At 70.7% G+C, this 19,200-nt stretch carries 11 protein-coding genes; 5 read left to right on the top strand and 6 right to left on the bottom strand.

Translation table 11 applies throughout. The annotated features are described in order from the left end of the window. Positions 1-11: 11 nt before the first annotated feature. Entirely contained in the window at positions 12-2,657 is a 2,646-nt protein-coding gene (locus W7S_RS22290) for a GH92 family glycosyl hydrolase (RefSeq protein ID WP_014712412.1), read from the top strand. A 10-nt stretch (positions 2,658-2,667) separates the two neighbouring features. Here the strand turns inward: W7S_RS22290 and W7S_RS22285 are convergent, their stop codons facing one another. After that, positions 2,668-5,046: a lysylphosphatidylglycerol synthase transmembrane domain-containing protein gene (locus W7S_RS22285; protein WP_008260980.1), complete on the bottom strand. Its 2,379-nt coding sequence runs from the start codon at positions 5,044-5,046 to the stop codon at positions 2,668-2,670. Positions 5,047-5,191: 145 nt separating this feature from the next. Here W7S_RS22285 and W7S_RS22280 point away from each other — a divergent pair, with 145 nt between their 5' ends. After that, positions 5,192-6,139, top strand: a complete 948-nt coding sequence (locus W7S_RS22280; protein WP_008260979.1) for a class I SAM-dependent methyltransferase — start codon at positions 5,192-5,194, stop codon at positions 6,137-6,139. Between the two features lie 159 nt (positions 6,140-6,298). Next, positions 6,299-7,684 (top strand): HNH endonuclease signature motif containing protein, encoded by a 1,386-nt coding sequence (locus W7S_RS22275; protein ID WP_008260978.1) that lies wholly within the window; start codon positions 6,299-6,301, stop codon positions 7,682-7,684. A 75-nt stretch (positions 7,685-7,759) separates the two neighbouring features. Here W7S_RS22275 and W7S_RS22270 read toward each other — a convergent pair whose 3' ends face one another. The 5 genes from W7S_RS22270 to W7S_RS22250 are packed head-to-tail and all read right to left on the bottom strand — an operon-like array spanning position 7,760 to position 17,729. Next, a complete protein-coding gene (locus W7S_RS22270) occupies positions 7,760-8,515 on the bottom strand; it encodes a TVP38/TMEM64 family protein (protein ID WP_008260976.1) in 756 nt (251 codons plus the stop codon). Further along, the gene (gene recD, locus W7S_RS22265; protein ID WP_020823625.1) at positions 8,512-10,233 is read right to left on the bottom strand and encodes an exodeoxyribonuclease V subunit alpha; all 1,722 of its coding nucleotides are present in this window, start codon (positions 10,231-10,233) and stop codon (positions 8,512-8,514) included. Before recD ends, W7S_RS22270 begins: the two co-directional genes overlap by 4 nt. Beyond that, the gene (gene recB / locus W7S_RS22260; protein WP_008260972.1) at positions 10,230-13,532 is read right to left on the bottom strand and encodes an exodeoxyribonuclease V subunit beta; all 3,303 of its coding nucleotides are present in this window, start codon (positions 13,530-13,532) and stop codon (positions 10,230-10,232) included. Before recB ends, recD begins: the two co-directional genes overlap by 4 nt. Beyond that, positions 13,532-16,822, bottom strand: a complete 3,291-nt coding sequence (recC, locus tag W7S_RS22255) for an exodeoxyribonuclease V subunit gamma (RefSeq protein WP_014712411.1) — start codon at positions 16,820-16,822, stop codon at positions 13,532-13,534. The genes recB and recC overlap by 1 nt, the downstream gene beginning before the upstream one ends. Before the next feature lie 40 nt (positions 16,823-16,862). Further along, positions 16,863-17,729: a cyclopropane mycolic acid synthase family methyltransferase gene (locus W7S_RS22250; RefSeq protein ID WP_008260968.1), complete on the bottom strand. Its 867-nt coding sequence runs from the start codon at positions 17,727-17,729 to the stop codon at positions 16,863-16,865. 157 nt (positions 17,730-17,886) lie between these two features. Here W7S_RS22250 and W7S_RS22245 point away from each other — a divergent pair, with 157 nt between their 5' ends. Both W7S_RS22245 and W7S_RS22240 read left to right on the top strand, forming a co-directional pair. Continuing rightward, complete coding sequence (locus tag W7S_RS22245) at positions 17,887-18,402, top strand: nitroreductase family protein (RefSeq protein WP_008260966.1); 516 nt, start codon at positions 17,887-17,889, stop codon at positions 18,400-18,402. 48 nt (positions 18,403-18,450) lie between these two features. After that, positions 18,451-19,200 (top strand): class I SAM-dependent methyltransferase, encoded by a 750-nt coding sequence (locus W7S_RS22240; protein ID WP_008260964.1) that lies wholly within the window; start codon positions 18,451-18,453, stop codon positions 19,198-19,200.

The following is a 19,200-nucleotide window of genomic DNA, read 5'->3' as shown; positions in this document are numbered from 1 at the left end:
AAGAGACTTCTATGCGGTCACGAAGGGCGCTGATTGCGGTCATCGCGGCGTCGGCCGTCTTCATGACCTTCATCGCCGCCGCCCCGCCGAAGGGGTATGACGGCCCACCCGTCTTCGTGGCCAATCCGGTCGACCACGTCGCGACGCTCATCGGCACCGGCACGGGCGGCGAGACGGTCGGCGAGATCAACAACTTTCCCGGCGCCACCGTGCCGTTCGGGATGGTGCAGTACTCGCCGGACACCGTCGGCAACTACGCCGGATACAACTACGACAACCCGCGCTCGACCGGGTTCAGCATGACCCACGCGTCGGTGGGATGCGCTGCGTTCGGCGACATCTCGATGCTTCCGGCCACCGGCGGCGTCGGCCCGCAACCCTGGAACGCCTGGGAGACGATCGCCCACGACGACACCGAGCAGGGCGTGCCCGGCTACTACGCCGTGCGGTTTCCCGACACCGGCGTGAGGGCCGAACTGACCGCCACCGCGCACACGGGCGTCGGGCGATTCAGTTACCCGCGCAACGGCCGCCCCGCCCTGTTGCAGGTCCGCTCGGGCTCGTCGTTGGCGGGAAACTCCCGCGCGACCATCCAGATCGGGGAGGACAACACCACCATCACCGGCTGGGCCACCAGCGGGGGGTTCTGCGACAAGCCGAACGCCTACACGGTGTATTTCGCCATGAAATTCAGCCGGCCCTTCACCTCCTTCGGATCCTGGGACGGCGCCACGGTCTACGCCGGTGCCCGCAGCGCGAACGCGCCGTACAGCGGCGGCTACGTCGAATTCCCGGCCGGCACGACGCTCGAGATGCGCACCGCCATCTCCTACGTCGGCATCGAGGGCGCGCGGGCCAACCTGGCGGCCGAGGACGCCGCCGGCTTCGACGACGTGCGCGCCGCCGCCTCGCGGGAATGGAACGCCGCGCTGTCCCGCATCTCGGTGGCCGGCCGGAATGTCGACGATCTGACCACCTTCTACACCTCCCTGTACCGATCCCTGTTGCACCCCAACATGTTCAACGACGCCGACGGGCGCTACGTCGGGTTCGACGGCGCTATCCACACCGTGGCCGCGGGCCACACCCAGTACGCCAATTTCTCCGACTGGGACACCTACCGGTGCCTGGCGGCGTTGCAGGCGATGCTCTTTCCGGACCGGGCCAGCGACATGGCGCAATCGCTGGTCAACGACGCCCAGCAGAGTGGTTCGCTGCCGCGCTGGGCGTTCGCCAACGCCGCGACCGGCGAGATGACCGGGGACAGCGTGGTGCCGTTCATCGTCAGCCTGAACACGTTCGGGGCCAAGGACTTCGACGTCCGTGCCGCGTTGCGCTACATGGTGGACGGGGCGACCAAGGGCGGGGCGGGGCTGGCCGGTTACGTGGAGCGGCCGGGCATCGAGACCTACCTGCGGTTCGGTTATGCGCCGTTCACCCTGGTATTCGGCCGTAACGGCTGGATCTCCGACGCCTCGATCACGTTGGAGTGGTCGGTCGACGACTTCGCCATCTCCCGATTCGCCGACTCGCTCGGGGACGCCGCGACCGCCGCCGAATTCCAGAATCGGTCGCAGTACTGGCAGAACCTGTTCAATCCCACCACCCGATCCGTGGTGCCCCGCAGCTGGAGCGGGTTCTTCCGCCCCGGCCCCGCGGTCGTGGTGTCCCCGGAGAACTTCGGCCAGGTCGGGTACGACGAGGGCAACGCCGAGCAGTACGTCTGGTCGGTGCCGCACAACGTCGCGGGCCTGGTGACCGCCCTGGGCGGCCGCGCGGCCGTGGCCGACCGGCTCGATCGGTTCACCGAGAAGCTCAACGTCGGCCCCAACCAGCCCTACCTGTGGGCGGGCAACGAGCCGAGTTTCGGTGTGCCATGGCTATACAACTACATCGGGCAACCGTGGAAGACCCAGCGCACGGTCGACCGGGTGCGTGGACTGTTCGCGCCGACCGCCGACGGGGAGCCGGGCAACGACGACCTGGGCGCGCTGGCCGCCTGGTACGTGTGGGCGGCGCTGGGCGTGTACCCGGCCACCCCGGGCACGCCGATCCTCACCGTGGGCGCGCCGCTGTTCGACCGAATCGAAATCGCGCTGCCCGCAGGCAAATTCCTCCGGATCTCCGCGCCGGGCGCGTCGGGGCCGCACCACCTCAAATACGTCAGCGGCCTGAAGGTCGACGGCCGGCCCACCGAGCACACGTCACTGCCGGAGACGATCATCACCACCGGCGGCACGCTGACGTTCTCGCTCGCCGCCTATCCCGACAAGCGTTGGGGCACATCCGAAGCGGACGCGCCGCCGTCGTTCGGGGCGGGCAGCTCGGCGTTGACCGTCAACGTCGCTCAACCCGTCGTGACGATCGCGCCGGGGCGCACGGGCACGGTCACCCTCGACGCGCAACGGATGATCGACGGCCGCGACGTCCCCGACGGCTACACGGTTTCCGGCACGTCCACCGACGCCGGGATCACCGTGGCGCCCACGCCCGGCCGCTTCGGCAACGGCGGATCGGCCGCGGTTTCCGTCCCGATCACGGTGGCGCAGTCGGTTCCCGAGGACTACCACCTGGTGTACTTGACCACCACGGCCGGCGAAAGCGCGCGCAGGTCAACGGTTCTGGTGGTCACGCAGGCCGAATCCGGCAACTCCTGACCGGGATTCCTCAGATCATCTCGTTGGTGGTCAGCCAGCGCATCACCGGCCACCCGACGAACACCGGCAGCCAGCAGGTCAGCATCCGGTACAGCAGCACCGACGGCACACCGATCGCCGCCGGCACCCCGAAGGCGGCCAGGCCACCGATCAGCGCCGCCTCGACGGCACCGACGCCGCCGGGGGTCGGGGCGGCCGAGGCCAGCGTCCCACCGACCATCGTGACGACCGTGACGGCGACGAATGTCGTTCCCCCGCCGAAGGCTTCGATGCTGGCCCACAGCGCGAGCGCCGCGCCGAGGGTGGTGCCCGCGCAGCCCAGCAGGATCAGCGCCAGTCGCCGCGGCTCGCGGGCGAGCTTCACCAGGTCGCCGACCACCTCGTTCAGCTTCGGGCGCACCTCGGTGGACAGCCACCGCCGCAGCGTGGGCACGAACAAGAACGTCCCGATGATGCCCAGCGCCACACCCGCGATCAGGTACAGCAGGGTCGCGCTCGGCACGAAATGGGAGAGATTCATCGAGGCGCCGGCGGCGGCGCTGAACACGACCAGCAGCGCGATATGGGCGATCACCTGCACCGACTGCTGCAGCGCCACCGCCGCGGTCGCCCGCATGGCCGACAGGCCGCTCTTCTGCAGAAACCGCGTCGACAGCGCCAGCCCGCCGACCCCGGCGGGCGTGGTGGTCGCGGCAAAAGTGTTGGCCACCTGGGCGATTGACAGCGTCCAGAAGTTCACCATGCCGTCGGCGCAGGCCCACAGCGCCGCGGCCGCACCGACGTAGGTGAGTGCCGACACCAGCAGGCCCACCAGCGCCCACGACCAGTTCGCCGTCTTCAGCTCCGAGAAGAACGTCGGTGCCGTGCTGATGAAAGGATACGCGACATAGACCAGCGCGCCGAAGAGCACCAGCTGGATCATCTGGCTGCGGGTGAAGCGGGTGATGGTTTGCGGCTTGATCTGATCGGCGCCGGTTTGGCGCTTCACCTCCGCGCGTGCGGCGGAGATGACCGTGCCGGCGTCCGGCACCGACCGCCGAATGAACCGCGGCACAGCGACTTTGGTGAGCCGGCGGGACGCCGACAAAATGGTGTCCGCGCCGAACACCTCGATCGCGGCGCGCACCGCGGACTTCGGGTCATACAGCGCCGACGCCGTCACCAGCAGCTGCGCGATATCCGACTGCAGCTGGGCATCGGTCGCGCCGTACTCGGCGCTGCCGAAGCTGCCGAACAACACCGCGCCGTCGTCGACGGTGATGTGCTGGCTGCGCAGATCGCCGTGGGCGATCTGGCGGTCGTTGAGGATCCGCAGCGCTTCCCACAGCCGGACGACGGGCGTCGTCGCCGCGCAGCGGTCGATGGGCGTGCCCCGAGCGGGCTTGTGCGAGTGCAGCATCCATCCCCGGTCCAACGGGGCGAGGGCGACCGTCGCGGTGTTGGCCAGGCCGGCGTCACCGATGGCGATCGCCATCAACGCGCGATGCTCCACCGCGCGCCGCATCGACGTCACCAGGGGAGCGGTCTCGGTGTCGCGCAGCTTCAGCTTCCCCCACAGCTGGCGCAGCGCACCGCCGCTGCGCTGGTGCGGGCCGTACAGCTCGACCAGCGCCGTCCGGCCGGAATCGTCGTCGCCGTCGGCCGAAAGAATCAGCGGGCCACGCCCGGCCGGCCGGACCACAGTGAGCCGCGAGACGACCAAGCCGGCTTTGGCCATCGCGCGCACCGCGGCGTCCAGCGGCACCTCGAGCGCGGGGGTGCCGACCACCAGCACCACCAGCGCGCCGACCACCCACCCGACCGCCAGCCCCACCAGCGATCGCGCCGGAACGACGGCGCTGATCACCAGGTGGATCGGGACGAAGGCCCACAGCAGCGCCCACCACCAGTGCCGCCAGCGCGCCGGCAGCCAGGGCCCCGACACCGTCAGCACCGCCGCCAGCATCCCGATCCACCGCGGGTCGTCGAGCAGCTGCGCCGGCAGCGTGCTCAGCCGGTCGTGGACGTCGAAGTGCCAGCGGGGCGCCGCCAGGCCGGTGCCGCTGATCGACAAGAGCACGATCGCGCTCAGCCCCGCGGTCGCGTAAGCGCCCAGCAGCTTCCACTGCCCGGCGACGATCAGGCCGATGAGGATCATGAACGGTAGGGCCACGATCGCCAGCCCGTACGCCAGGTACACCACGTCGGATTGGGTGGGCGACAGGACGCCCACGATCTGCGAGACGGATTTCTCCAGCGCGATCCACTGCGGGCGGGTGACCAACGAACCCGTGATCACCAGCGCCAAAAAGAGCGAGGCCAGGACGAGTCGCAGGATGTCGTTGGTCCGTCGGGTCAGTGGCTGCAGCAGGCTGCCGGAAACGGGGATGTCGCGCCCGTCAACTCGCATGTATCAACGATCCTTCGGATTCGCCCCTGCCGATGGGCTCGCCGACAAGTTAACTTCAATACCCGGCTCGGGGACAGCTGCCACTCATCCGCCGCGCGTAGGGTCGGGTACGTAGCCCTGCTAGCGAAGTGGGAAGGACGTGCGCGTGGCCAGGACCGACAACGACAGCTGGGAGATCACCGAGAGCGTGGGGGCGACCGCCCTGGGCGTGGCCGCCGCCCGCGCCGCGGAGACCCGCGGCGAGAACCCGTTGATCAGCGATCCGTTCGCCCAGCTCTTCCTCGACGCCGCCGGTGACGGCGTGTGGAACTGGCATTCGGCGGGGCGACTACCTGACGCTGTCGTCGAAGCCGAACCGACGCTGCCGCTGCAGATGCAATCGATGGTCGGCTACATGGCCTCGCGCACCGCGTTTTTCGACCAGTTCTTCCTCGACGCGACGGCCGCCGGCATCCGGCAGGCGGTGATCTTGGCGGCGGGTCTGGACGCGCGGTCGTGGCGGTTGGCCTGGCCGGCGGGGACGACGGTCTACGAGCTCGACCAGCCCCGGGTGCTGGACTTCAAGGCGTCGACGCTCGCCGAGCACGGCGCGCAGCCCGCCTGTCACCGCGTCCCCGTCGCGGTGGACCTGCGCCAGGATTGGCCGGAAGCGTTGCGGCAGGCGGGTTTTGACGTCAGCGCGCCCAGCGTGTGGTCGGCCGAGGGGTTGATGCCCTATCTGCCGGCCGCGGCGCAGGAGCTGCTGTTCGAACGCATTCAGGGACTCACCGTCCCCGGCAGCCGGGTGGCCGTGGAGGCGCTGGGCCCCAAGTTCCTCGACCCCCAGCTTCGCGCGAGGCGCCGGGAGCGGATGGATCGCATCGCGGCGCTGATGGCCGAGGTCGATCCCGACCGGCAGGTGCCGAGGACCGACGAGCTGTGGTACTTCGAGGAGCGCGAGGACGTCGGCGAGTGGTTCGGCCGTCATGGCTGGGACGTGACGGTGACACCGTCCGACGAGTTGATGGCCGGCTATGGCCGAGCGGCGGCCAAGGAGGTGCGGGACTACGTGCCCGGGAACCTGTTCGTCGCGGCGCAGCGGGCGGCCGGCTAGGGTCCCGAGTCGCCTTCTCTCCTTGGCCAAGCCGTCGCGACGCCTGACGCGGACGCGTTTTCGAATACGGAAAACGCATATCGAAATTCCTTGTGTCACTGTGGTTTCAGTGGTCACAATCCGGGGTTTTTTGTCGGTGTGTGTCGATAGTTTGGCGGTGTGAGTTCCACTGGTCTGCCCGATGTCGACGCGGTGTTCGACGCGCTCGATGCCGAGGTGGACCGCGCGTGTGCGTTGGTGCTCGACGCGTTGACCGTTCAGCAGCAGCTGGCGGTGTTGGAGCGCTGTGAGAGGCTGCGCCGGCGCATCCCGGTCATTGAGCATCCGCTGCTCAATTCGCTGGCCCGCCAAGTCCCGTCCCAGGATCTGGGCGGCGGCTTGTCCCATGCTTTGACGGAATGCACCCTGATCAGCCGTCACGAAGCGTCTCGGCGTATCAAAGAGGCCGCCGATTTAGGTCAGCGCCACGGCCTGACCGGTGAACCGTTGCCGCCGGTGTTGGCGGCCACCGCGGCGGCCCAGCGCGCCGGAGACCTGGGCGCGGGTCAGGTGGCCGTGATCCGCAAGTTCTACTACCAACTACCCGGCTGGGTGAGCGCTGCGGCGCGTGAGTTCGCCGAAGCCCAACTGGCCGGGTTCGGCACCCAGTTCGGCCCCGAACACCTCAAAGAATTGGCCCGCGGGCTCACCGATGCGCTTAACCCCGATGGCACGTTCACCGACGAGGACCGGGCCCGCAGCCGCGGGGTGACCCTGGGCAACCAACAAGCCGACGGCATGTCGGAGTTGCGGGGCCTGATCACCCCCGAACTACGCGCCACCCTCGAAGCCGTGGAGGCCAAACTCGGTGCCCCGGGGATGTGCAACCCGCTCGATGACATTCCGTGTGTGGAGGGCACGCCCAGCCAGGCCGCCATCGACCGTGATACCCGTTCGGCTGCTCAGCGCGGCCACGATGCCCTGCTGGCCGGGCTGCGTGGGCTGTTGGCCTCTGGGGAGTTGGGTCAGCACAACGGGTTACCGGCCTCCATCATCGTCACCACCACCCTGGCCGAGTTGGAGGCCGCCGCCGGGCGAGCCCTGACCGGCGGGGGCACCATCCTGCCGATGAGTGAGGTGATCCGCCTGGCCCGCCACGCGCATCACTACTTGGCGATTTTCGATAAGGGCAAGGCCCTGGCGCTCTATCACACCAAGCGGCTGGCCTCCCCGGGGCAGCGAATCGTGTTGTACGCCAAGGACCGCGGCTGCACCGCCCCGGGATGCACCGTGTCGGGCTATTACTGCGAAGTCCACCACGTCACCGACTACAGCAAGTGTCACAGCACCGACATCAACCAGCTGACCTTCGCCTGCGGCCCGCATCACCGCATGCTGGACCCCGGCGGCTGGACCACCCGAAAGAACACCCGCGGCGAGACCGAATGGAAACCACCACCCCACCTCGAGCGCGGCCAACCCCCCACCAACACCTACCACCACCCCGAAAAACTCCTCCACCACGAAAGCAACGACGACGAAGCCGACAATCCAGGGGCGGCATAACGGGGTTCGCGATCGCCACTAGATCCGATCGCCGCTAGGTCAGATCGCGCCGACCCGCTTCGCCCGGCTGGTTGGCTAGCGGGCTTCGGAACCCGGCTCTGGCGAACCGGTGTCCGCGTCACGGCCGGCGTGAGCGCGCCATCTCCGGTACCCGCGGTGGGCGGCGAACGCGCCGACGATGGCGCTCACGCACCACACCGCGATCGCCGCGTAGGCCAGCGGCGACGACCGGTTGCCGATCGAGGCGCCCAGTGCAGTGTAGACGAAGGCCCGCGGAACCGAACCGATGAACGCGCCAACGGCCATCTGCCACAACGGAACTCCGAACGCCCCGAACGCGTACGAGGCCAGCGCGTCCGAGATGCCGGGAACGAAACGCTGCCCGACCACCGCCCACAGCCCCCGGCGCCCGATCAGGGCGTCGAAGCGGTCGGCGCGCTGCGCGCCCAGCAGCGCCCGGGCGCTGTCGCGACCCGCCCGGCGGCCGACGAAACTCGCCACGATCGCGGTGCCCACCGTCGCGCCCAGCGTCACGAACACGCCCAGTAGCGGACCGAACAACAATCCGCTGCCCGCGGCCAGAATCGAGCCCGGCACGAACAGCGCCCCGGCCACCGCCGAGACCACGACGTAGGTCAGCGGGGCCGCCGGCCCGGTGGCCGACACCACCCGCCGGATCTCCTCGATGTCGATGACGTGCGCGACGGCCACCAGGTAGAACACCACGGCCAGGAAGGCCGCGAACACGGCGAGGCGCACGACCGGGCCCCGCCGCGAGACGGGTTGGGACGCCGGGGCGGGACCGTCGCCCGCGCCCCCGCCATCCGTCACGTCGCGGCGGCGTCGGCCCGCAGCCGTTGCCGCAATCCGGTGGCCCGCATCGCCCGGCGCTCGATCGCCGCGCGCACCGAGGCCTCGGGCCCGACCACCCGCACCCTGGTCTGCGCCCGGGTGACGGCCGTGTAGAACAGTTCCCGCGTCAGCAGTCGCGAATCCTCCGGCGGTATCAGCACGGTCACCTCGTCGGCCTGGCTGCCCTGACTCTTGTGGATGGTCATGGCGTGCATCGTCTCCACCTCGCCGAGACGGCTGGTCGCGAAGTCTAGCGGCCCGCTGGCACCGGCGATGACCGCCCGCAGGCCCTCCGCGCCGGCCACCGCCACACCGGTGTCGCCGTTGTAGAGCCGCAGGCCGTAGTCGTTGGCGGTCACCAGCAGCGGGCGCCCGGCGTACCACTGCGACCATGCCGGCTGCCCCGTCGCCTCGGCAATCCACTTCTGCACCAACGTGTTCCAGTGCGTCGCCCCGTACGGGCCCTCGCGGTGCGCGCACAGCAGCCGGTGTTCGTCCAGCGTGGCCAGCGCCTCGTCGGCCGCGCCCAGCAGCGCGGCCGACCGCAGCCGCAGCGCGTGCGCGACGAGCACCTCGCGCAGCCGATCGGCCGGGCGCTGTGCATCCACCCACTCGACGTGCTCGCCCCCGGCCGCCAGCAGCTCCACCACCCGGTCCGCGTCGCCGACCCGGATCGCCTCGGCCAGCGCGCCGATCGACGTGCCGTATCGGTGCGGCGTGCGCAGGGCGGCCACCCGCACGTCGCCGCGGGCGGACAGCCCGTCCACCAGGTCGGCCAGCACGGCGCCCGCCTCCACCGAGGCCAACTGGTCCGGGTCGCCGACCAGAATCAACCGGGAGTCCGGGCGGACCGCTTCGGCCAGCCGGGCCATCATCGTCAACGACACCATCGACGTCTCGTCCACCACGATGACGTCGTGCGGCAGCCGGTTGGCGCGATTGTGCTTGAACCGCACCGACGTATCCGGCCGGGGACCCAGCAGCCGGTGCAGCGTGGTCCCGGACAGGCCGGCCAGCCGCGCCCGGTCGGCCGCGCCGAGCCGGCGGGCTCCCGCGGCCACCGCCTCGGCCAGCCGCGCCGCCGCCTTGCCGGTCGGTGCGGCCAGCGCGATCCGGGGCGGCGGCATCCCGGCCCGCTCGGCATGCTCGAGGAGCAGGGCGAGCAGCCGCGCGATCGTGGTGGTCTTGCCGGTGCCGGGGCCGCCGGTCAGCACGGTCACCGCCTGCGACACCGCGATTTCGGCGGCGGCCCGCTGCTCCTCGTACCCGGGCTCGAAAAGCCGTTCGTAACTGGACGATTCGATGCCGACCGGCGACGCCGACAGGGCCAGCAGGTCGGTGCACACCTGCTCCTCCTCGAGCCAGTACCGGTCGAAGTACAGCAGATCGCCGAAAAACCGCAGCACCGGCGGCGGCCCGAGTAACGCGCTGGCCTGCACCGCCGCCAGCCAGTCGTCGGCGCCGGGCCACGGCAGCTCGGCGTCGCCGAGCAGCCCGGGCGTGGCGCGGAGATCGACGCAGACCGAACCGCCCCGCAGCGCGCGCACCACCAGCGCGACCGCCAGGGCGACCCGTTCGTCGGACTCGCCGGTGAGCGCGGTAAGCCGTTGCGCCACATGCACGTCCGCCGCCTCGAAGACGCCGGCATCGCTGAACGTGCGCAGCAATCCGGTCGCGAACATCACGTCTGCCGTCATGCGGGCACCGTCCGGGCGTCGAGCAGGTCCGACAGGGCCGTGATCAACGACGGCGGTGGCCGCCAACTGAAGACGCCGCACGGGTGCCCGTCGCGCACCGGGGTGTCCGCGCCGCACATGCCGCGCACGAACAGGTAGAGCACACCGCCGAGGTGCCTGTCCGGGTCGTAATCGCGTATCCGCCACCGCAGGAACCGGTGCAGCACCGCGCAGTACAGCAACGCCTGCAGCGGATAGTCCGAGTGCAGCATCGCCTCCGCCATTTGCGGCCGGTCGTAGTCGGCGGCCGTCAGCGGCCGCTCGGGATCCCCGAGCCGGTTGGTCTTGTAGTCCACCACCACGAAGCGGTGCCCCGCGCCGTCGGGAATCCGGAGCACGGCGTCGATCGAGCCGGTGAGGTACCCGCGCAACGACTGGTCACCGAGCGCCCGGTCCGTCAGCCGGTCGGCATACGACACCAGCGGATCGTCGTGCGGCAGGTGCTCGCGCAGCAGCGGCGCCAGGTCCGCCAGGCGGGCCTCCGGCCCCACCGACGGCCGATCGCCGCCAGCCAGCGGAAGCTCGAAGTCCAGTTCCCGCAACCGATCCGAGAGCCCGATGCGGCGCAGCGTCAACCCACCCGCCAGCGGTCCCAGCGGGGTGTCGTGCATCGGCACCATCGCCGCGGCCAGCTCCTCGGGGGTCGCGGCGACCGGCCACCACGCCGAATGCTCCCGGATGTGCTCCTCGAGCTCGGCGGTCAGATCCGCGGCGAACGGGTCGGCCGTCTCCAGCACGGCGTGGACCAGGGAGCCGAACGTCGCGCCCGCCGGAAGGTCCGCCATCGGCGAGGGCACGTCCGGCCCGGCGGCCGGGGAGGACAACGGGATATCGCCGACCTCGTCGTCGAGCCCGGCGACGTCGGGCTCGCTGCCGACCCCGCTGGCCTGGGCCACCCGGATCAGTCCCGAATAGGAGGTGCGCCGCCACGTGGTGTCGATGGCGCGGTGGAAGTGGCGGCTGTCCAGGTGCCGGGGCACCGGCGCGGGCGGCAGCGACGGCGCGGGCGCCACCACCGAGTCCTCGATGACCGGCCCGCCCGCGGCCTCCCATTCGCGCAACCGGGCCAGTGCGTCATCGTCGGAGACCTTCGCGGGTTCGCATCGGTCCGGAACGACCGGGTCGCCGGGCCGGCGCCCGCGTAGCAGCCGCGACAGGCCGCCGTTGGGCTCGAAGTACGCCGGTGACCACCACGCCACCACCTGTGCCTGCGCCCGGGTCAACGCGACGTAGGTCAGCCTGCTGTCGTCGCTGGCATCCTCTTTACGGCCCAGCCGCTCAACGGTTTTGAAGTCGGGGCTGTCCTTGCCGCCGACGTGCAGGCAACGCGTGCCGTCCTCGTCGTGGAACAGCACCACGTCGCTGTCCTGGGTGTTGCGGTTGAACGCGAACGGCAGGTACACGATCGGATATTGCAGGCCCTTGCTGACGAAGACGGTCATGATCTGCACGGCGGCGGCGTCGCTGTCGAGCCGGCGGTTGCGTTCGGGGGCGCCGCCACGCTCGTCGCGTTGCCGGCGCAGCCAGTCGCGCAGCGCCGGCAGTCCGTAATGCTCGCGGTGGGCGACCTCCTGCAGCAGCTGGGTGACGTGCGCCAGGTCGGTCATGTGCCGCTCGCCGCCCCGCCAGCCGAGCACGCGATCGCGCATACCCAGCAGCTGGGCGGCCTCGAAGATGGCCGCGACGCCGCGTTCCCGGGCGTGACCGGCCCACTCCCGCAGCGTTTTCGCGATCCGGTCCGTCAGGGCGTCGCCGCCGGCCGCCAGCGTTTGGGCCGTCTCGCCGAAGAACATCGTCGCCGCGGCGGCGCGGACCATGCCGGGCCGGTGCGGTTGGTCGAAGGCCTCCAGCAGGCACAACCAGTCCTCGGCGGCCTCGGAGGTGAACACGTCGGTGTTGCCGGTGTAGACCGCGGGAACGCCGGCGTCGCACAGGGCCTTGAAGCAGGCGTGCGCGTCCCGGTGCCGTTCCACGATGACCGCGATGTCGCGGGCCTGCAGGGGCTCGCCGTCGAACGTGGCGCCGGCGGCGAGCAGGGCGCGGATGTCGGCGGCGAGGTCGGCGCCGATGTGCTCGCGCAGTTCGTCGATGGGCAGGTTTTGAATGCCGCGGCGTCCCAGTGTTTTTCGCGACACGACGCGCAACCGGAACGGGTCGTTGCGGGGCGCGCCGGCGAGCCGGTGGCCGCGGTGATGCGCGCCGACATCGTTCACCACGATCGCGGGGTCACCGAGCTGGGCGCCGCGCAGCACCACCTGCAGCCGCGCCACGAGCGCGGAATCGCTGCGCCAGTTGATGTCCAGCGTCTTGCGCTCACCCGCCGTCTGGGCCGCCCGCAGGTAGGTCACGATGTCGCCCCCGCGAAACGCATAGATCGCCTGTTTGGGGTCGCCGATCAGGATCACCGTGGAGCGCCCGCTGAACGCGCGGTCGATGACCTGCCATTGCACCGGGTCGGTGTCCTGGAACTCGTCGACCATGACGATCGGCCAACGCTGGTGCATCCGCAGCCGGGCGGGGGAGCCGTCGGTGGCCAGCGCGTCGGCCAGCCGGGTCAGCAGGTCGTCGTAGCCGAGGACGCCCAGCCGGCGCTTGCGCGTATCAAGCTCGGCCAGAACGTCATTGGCGAACCGGAGGCAGACGGCGGCCCGCGAATCGGGGTCCGGGTCGCGCGGCCGCAGCTGGGTCGACGGGTTGTTGACCACCTCGCGGGCCAGCCGCAGCGCCTCGGAGTAGTGCAGCGCCGGGTCGTCGCGCTCCTGCCCGAAGTGCGCCAGGTAGAGGTCGTCGACGATCTCGGTCACCAGGTCGTCGAGGCTGTCGAGCAGGGTCACGCTGGCGGCGGTGTCGCCGGCCACGCCGAGCGAGCGCAGCACCAGCTGGCAGAACTGGTGGGTGGTGGCGATGGTCGCCGCGTCGAAGCCGGCCAGCGCGTCGCGGAGACGCTGTCGGCGCGCCGCGCGCTGATCGTCCGTGCCGTCCAGCAGGTACGCCACCAGCTGGTTGTCGCCGACCGTCGACGGGTCGGCGAAAACCCTTACCGCGGCGACGATTTGGCAGCGGACACGTTCCCGCAGTTCCTGGCTGGCGGCGCGGCCGAACGTGATGAGCAGCATCTGATCGAGGCTCGCCGCGCCGTCGGCGAGATACCGCGTCACCAGGCCCGCCAACGCGAACGTCTTGCCGGTGCCCGCGCTGGCCTCCAGCACGGTGGTTGAGCGCTCGGCCGGCAACGGGCCCAACAGGTCGAAGCGCTGCATCAGATGAGCTTCCGCTCGGCGCGCAGCATCGGCAGCCACAGCCGGGCCGCATACGCGCCGAGCCGGTTGTCCTCGCCGTCGCACTCCTCGCCCGGCCGCACCGGCTGCATCAGATCGTCCAACGGCGCGCCGCGCCCCCACGCCCGCACGTGCGCCGGCGCCTGGTCCTCACCCGGGAAGCGGTCGCTGGTCTTCCACCGGCGCCGCGCCTCGGCCGCCGGGTCGTCGCCGCCGTGCCGGGCCGCCGCCCACGCGTAGGACGTCTTGATGGGCAACGGGATCGGTTCCCGCCGTCCCGCGTCGTAGATCGTCACCAGCTCGCGCAGCACCTCGACGGGATCGCCGTCCGGTGGCCCCAGCCCCTCGACCCGGATGCTTCTGCCGCGGCGCATCCGGCCGATGCACACCGCCGACCAGTCGCGGCCGGGGTCGTGAGCGGCCAACGCCAGCAACGGAATCCACGATTCGAGCAGGTGCTTGCCGTCCAGCCTCGAATAGGTCACCGACACCAGGGCGTCGTCGTAGACCGGCGACACCGTGCCGGTGAGCCGGCGACCGGCGCCCAGGTCGACGTCGACGTCATAGGCGGCGGCCGATCGGTGGTCTTGCCGATGCCGCAGCGCCTCGAGCGCCAGCGCGGCGGCCTGGTCGCGGATCTCGGTGACCTTGCGCCAGCCCAGCTGGCCGGGGGGCAGTGTGCCGCGGCGCCATTCGGCCTGCCGCGCGTCATCGGGGCTCATCCCGCGCAGGATGTCGCCCAGCATCCGGTCGCCGACGGTCCACTCCTCGAGGCCGTTGATGTCGACCGGCATGGCGTCTTGGACGCCGTCGACGTCGTAGGGCAGCGTGAATTCCAGGGCGCGGAAGAAGCCCTTCACCGGGTCTTTGAAGAAGCCGACGAGGTCGGCGAGGTTGACGTCGTCGGCCGGCGGGGGCGGCAGCGGCGCCGCAACGAATTTGGGTTGTTCGGTGTGTTCGCCGGTGGCCGCGCGCGCCGCGCGCAGCACCGTGGGGTCGAAACTGAACGGCACCTTCGGCACCAGTTCGCCGGGGATGACGTTGCGAACGTCGAACGGCTGCAACGGATGCTCGATCACGATGCGGTGGCGCACCTTCGTCGGCGTCGTCACGTCGAGGGCGTCCAGCAATTCGGCCAGCGGCACCGCGGGTGGGCGCGGCTGCCCCGAATATTCGTTGGCGCCGGTGTACGTGATCACCAGTTTCTCGGTGGCGGCGCCGATCGCGTCGAGCAGCAATTGCCGGTCCTCCGAACGGATGTCGCGTTCCCCGGCCATCGGGCGGCGGGCCAGCGCGTCGTCCCCGTCGACGACACCGAGACGCGGGAACAGCCCGTCGTCCAGGCCGACCAGGCACACCACCCGGTGGGGGACCGAGCGCATCGGGACCATGGTGCACACCGTCAGCGTGCCGGTGCGGAAGTTGGCCCGCGTGGGGCGCCCGGCGAGGTGCCGGGTCAGCAGCGCGCGGATGTCGGGCAGTCGCAGCATCGTGCCGCCCCGTGACCCGGCCTGCGCCAGGACCGCGGCGAACTCCCGTTGCACCTGACCGGTCTGCCACTCCTCGGACTCGTGCACCCGCGTCAACGAGGCGATGGCGCCGGCGAGGGTGGCCAGCCACTCGGTCAATGTCCTTGTGCCGGTGAGGGAGTCGACCACGTGGTGCAGCCGGGCGACGAATTCGGCGAACTGGCCGGCCAACGGGACCCGGTTGCTGCTCACGTCGTCGAGCGGCAGCGTCGCGTCGATCCATGCGTTCGAATCGTCGGACATCGCGACGCCGGCCAAGATCCGGTCGATGCCGAAACGCCAGGTGTTGTGCACGAAGTCGACGTGGTAGGGCCGCCGGTGCTCCTGGTCCAATCCCCACCGGATGTTGGCTTGGCGCACCCAGCGGGTGATGGCCTCCAGATCGTCGTCGGTGAACCCGAACCGGGCGCGCACCGGGGCGGCCTGTGCCAGGTTGAGCACCTCGGTGGCCGTCACCCTGCCGCCGGCGAGCCCCAGCAGTTGGGAGGCCACAGCCAGCAGCGAATTGGTCTGGACCAGTGAGCGATCCGCCAGGAGCACCCGTAGCTGGTGGGCGGGATGCGCGCCGTGCACCACGTCGCCCAGGCCGAAGTCGGCCACGATCAGCGGCGCATAGGTTTCGATGTCCGGGCACATCACCAGGATGTCGCGCGGTTCGAGCGTCGGGTCGTCGGCCAGCAGGCCGAGCAGCACATCGACCTGGCGGGCCGGGCCGTGGCAGTTGTGGATCTGGACCGACCGGTCGTCGTCGGCCAGCGCGCGCCCCTGCGGCCGCACGGCGTTGGCGGCGATGTCGGACTGCACCCAGCCGAGCAGCGTGTCCGGGCGCGCCTCGCCGGGCAGGTACTCGTCGGTCTGCGCGTCCGCCGGCAGGCCGCGCTGCAGCTCGCGCAGGTCCCGCCCCAGGGTGGCGAGCAGCGGGTGGCCCACGGCGCGGTGGCTGGTGTCCTCGCGGCGGGGGATCGCCCCGCGCGTGCCGGCCAGCGCGCGCCACAGCCGGTCGCTGGGGTGCGGCAGCCACAGGTGCAGCTCGTGGTGGATGGCCAGGGCGGCCAGCAGCTCGGAGTCGGTGCGCGACAACCGGGTGTGCCCGAACAGCGACAGCCGCGCGGGCAGGTCACTGGGCGCCTCGGACAGCCGCGCGAGGGTCTTGGCGTGGCGAATGTGCGGGGGATCGGCCGCGACCCGCGACACCAGCGCCCGCCACAGCTCCGGCTGCCAGCGCAGGTCCTCATCGAGATCGCCCGGGTCGCCGCCCAGCCAGTCGATCAGCAGTTGCGGGCGCTGCCGTGCGTAGGAGGCGAACAGCCCGGCCAACCGGCGCGCCACCTCGTACCGGCGCCCCCGGCGCAGCTCGGCCTCCGCGCCGGTGTGGAAGTGACCGACATGGGTCGCCAGCGGGCGGCACCACGGTTCGTCCAGCGAGTGGTCGATCGCCTCCAGAAGGGGCCACGCCATGGCCTCCGGCGACCACGGATCGTCGTCGGCGGTGCCGGCGATCTCGGCGATCAGCGAGCCGGGGCTGCGGAACGAAACCCCGGCGCACACCCCGCCGGAAACCCCGCCGCCGCGGGCCCGACCGAGCACGTGCGACAGCCGCTGGCTCAGCCAGCGCTCCACCCCGCGCGCCGGGACCACGACGAGCTCGGGGGCGAACGGGTCGGCCGGGGGATCGGCCAGCAGAGCGCCGAGCCCGTCGGCCAACAGATCGGTGCGCTCGGCGCGGTGCAGATGAAGCGGCATTGCGCTGTCACGATAAACCCCGGCGCCCGGGGCGGGGTGCCTACTTCGCCAGGGTGAACTGGTTGACGTCGATGTAGCCGGCCCGGAACGCGTCGGCGCAGCCGGTCAGGTAGCGCATGTAGCGCTGATACACCTCTTCGGACTGGATCGCGACGGCCTCGCTGTGGTGGGCCTCCAGGGCCTCGGCCCAGTGGTCGAGGGTCCGGGCGTAGTGCAGCTGCAGCGACTGCCGGCGTTTGAGGTTGAAACCCATCTTGGACGCGTGGAACTCGACGATCTCGATGGCCGGCAACTGCCCGCCCGGGAAGATCTCCGTGGCGATGAATTCGTTGAAGCTGGTCTGCTCCTCGGTCATCGGCAGGCCCCGCTCGACGATCTGCTGCGGGGTCAGCATGGTGATCGTGTGCAGCAGCATCACCCCGTCGTCGGGCAGGAGGCGGTGTGCCATCGCGAAGAAATCGTCATAGCGGTCGTACCCGAAGTGCTCGAAGGCGCCGATGGAGACGATCCGGTCCACCGGCTCGTCGAACTCCTCCCAGCCGTGCAGCAGCACCCGCCGGCTGCGTTCGGTGTCCATCGAGTCGAAGAGCTTCTGCACGTGGGCGGCCTGGTGTGCCGACAGGGTCAATCCGATGACGTTGACGTCGTACTTCTCGATCGCGCGGCGCGCCGTGGCGCCCCAGCCGCAGCCCACGTCCAGCAGCGTCATCCCCGGCCGCAGGCCCAGCTTGCCCAGCGAGAGGTCGATCTTGCGCAGCTGGGCCTCTTCCAGCGTGATATCTCGGCCGCGGTCCCAGTACGCGCAGCTGTAGGTCATGGTGGGGTCGAGGAACAACCGGAAGAAGTCGTCCGAGAGGTCGTAGTGGGCTTGGACCTCTTCGAAGTGCGGCGTCAGGTGCTCTGCCACGGCGGCCACCCGCCTTTCTGACTTGGGGCATTCAGTTGTTCACGAGCCGCCCGCCCGGGTGGTTCACCACGTCACCACGACTTTCCCGATTTCGTCGTACGCAAACTTGGGCGGGCTTCGCCGATACTTGGGGAACAGCCGCGAGGGAGGGAACCAGATGGATGCTTGGGACGCGATCTGCGCGCGGCGCAATGTGCGCGAGTATCAGCCGCGGGCGATCTCCGACGAGGACCTCGACCGGATCGCCGAAGCCGGATGGCGTGCGCCGTCGGCCAAAAACCGTCAGCCCTGGGACTTCGTCATCGTCACCGACCGCGCCCAGCTGCAGGAGCTTTCCACGGTCTGGCGGGGCGCCGGCCATATCGCCGCGGCGCCGGCCGCGATCGCGATCGTGGCGCCGGTGCCGCCCGACGAGCGCCGGGTGGTCACCGACAACTACGACATCGGCCAGGCCACCATGGCGATGATGATCGCGGCCACCGACCTGGGAATCGGGACCGGCCACTCGTCGGTCGGGGATCAGGAGAAGGCGCGCGCCATCCTGGGTGTTCCCGACGATCACCTGGTGGCTTTCCTGCTCGGGGTGGGCTATCCCGCCGATCGCCCGCTGCGCCCGATCCGCACACCGAATCGCCGGCCGTTTTCCGAGGTGGTGCATCACGGCCGGTGGTGAGACGCGTGAAAAACCTTCGGCGACTTGCTGAGTCGTAAGCTAAGGGGCATGCATGACCACCAGGGCGATTACGGAGTCGACGGTTCGTTTCACAAGTTCTCGGCGCGAACCCAGGCGCTGGGCGTCGGCGCTCAAGTTGTCGCCCTGGCCGTCTGGGCCGCGATCAGCTGGGCGCGCGGCAAGCGGCTCCGGGCGGGGCTGGCGGCGGTGTCGAGCGCCGGCATCGCCGGCAACGCGCTCCTGTACATGTACGCGACGCGGTCCGGGAAATTCGTTGTGTGGGACCGGGTTCTGCGCGATCTGCGGCTCGCCGGCGACGAGACGGTGCTCGACCTCGGGTGCGGGCGCGGCGCGGTGCTGCTGGCCGCGGCCAAGCGGTTGCCGCGGGGCCGCGCGATCGGTGTCGACCTGTGGCAGGCCGACCAGACGGACAACTCGCGGCAGGCCACGCTGGCCAATGCGGTCGCCGAAGGCGTCGCCGACCGCGTCGAGGTGCGCACCGCCGACATGACCGCGCTGCCGCTGGCCGACGAGAGCGTCGACGTGATCGTGAGCAACCTGGCCATCCACAACATCGACGGCCACGCCGGCCGGCGGCGGGCGCTCGACGAAGCCGCGCGGGTGCTGCGGCCGGGCGGCCGGCTCGCGATCGCGGACCTCTGGGAGACGCGTCAGCACGCCGAGCGGCTGCGCGAACTGGGCTGGCGCAATGTGCGGCGGCGCAACCTCGGCTGGCGGATGTGGTACGGCGGCCCGTGGTTCTCCACGCGGCTGGTCACCGCGACCAAACCGGGCTGA

Source organism: Mycobacterium sp. MOTT36Y, from assembly GCF_000262165.1.
GTDB lineage: Bacteria > Actinomycetota > Actinomycetes > Mycobacteriales > Mycobacteriaceae > Mycobacterium > Mycobacterium intracellulare.
Note: the sequence above shows the minus strand (reverse complement) of the source record. Positions and strands in the feature narration are given on the sequence as shown.

Bases quoted from the DNA above. Each gene is read 5' to 3' on its own strand.
- W7S_RS22290 (WP_014712412.1), top strand. From the start codon at position 12: ATGCGGTCACGAAGGGCGCTGATTGCGGTCATCGCGGCGTCGGCCGTC.
- W7S_RS22285 (WP_008260980.1), bottom strand. From the start codon at position 5,046: ATGCGAGTTGACGGGCGCGACATCCCCGTTTCCGGCAGCCTGCTGCAG.
- recD (WP_020823625.1), bottom strand. From the start codon at position 10,233: ATGACGGCAGACGTGATGTTCGCGACCGGATTGCTGCGCACGTTCAGC.
- recB (WP_008260972.1), bottom strand. From the start codon at position 13,532: ATGCAGCGCTTCGACCTGTTGGGCCCGTTGCCGGCCGAGCGCTCAACC.
- recC (WP_014712411.1), bottom strand. From the start codon at position 16,822: ATGCCGCTTCATCTGCACCGCGCCGAGCGCACCGATCTGTTGGCCGAC.
- W7S_RS22245 (WP_008260966.1), top strand. From the start codon at position 17,887: ATGGATGCTTGGGACGCGATCTGCGCGCGGCGCAATGTGCGCGAGTAT.
- W7S_RS22240 (WP_008260964.1), top strand. From the start codon at position 18,451: ATGCATGACCACCAGGGCGATTACGGAGTCGACGGTTCGTTTCACAAG.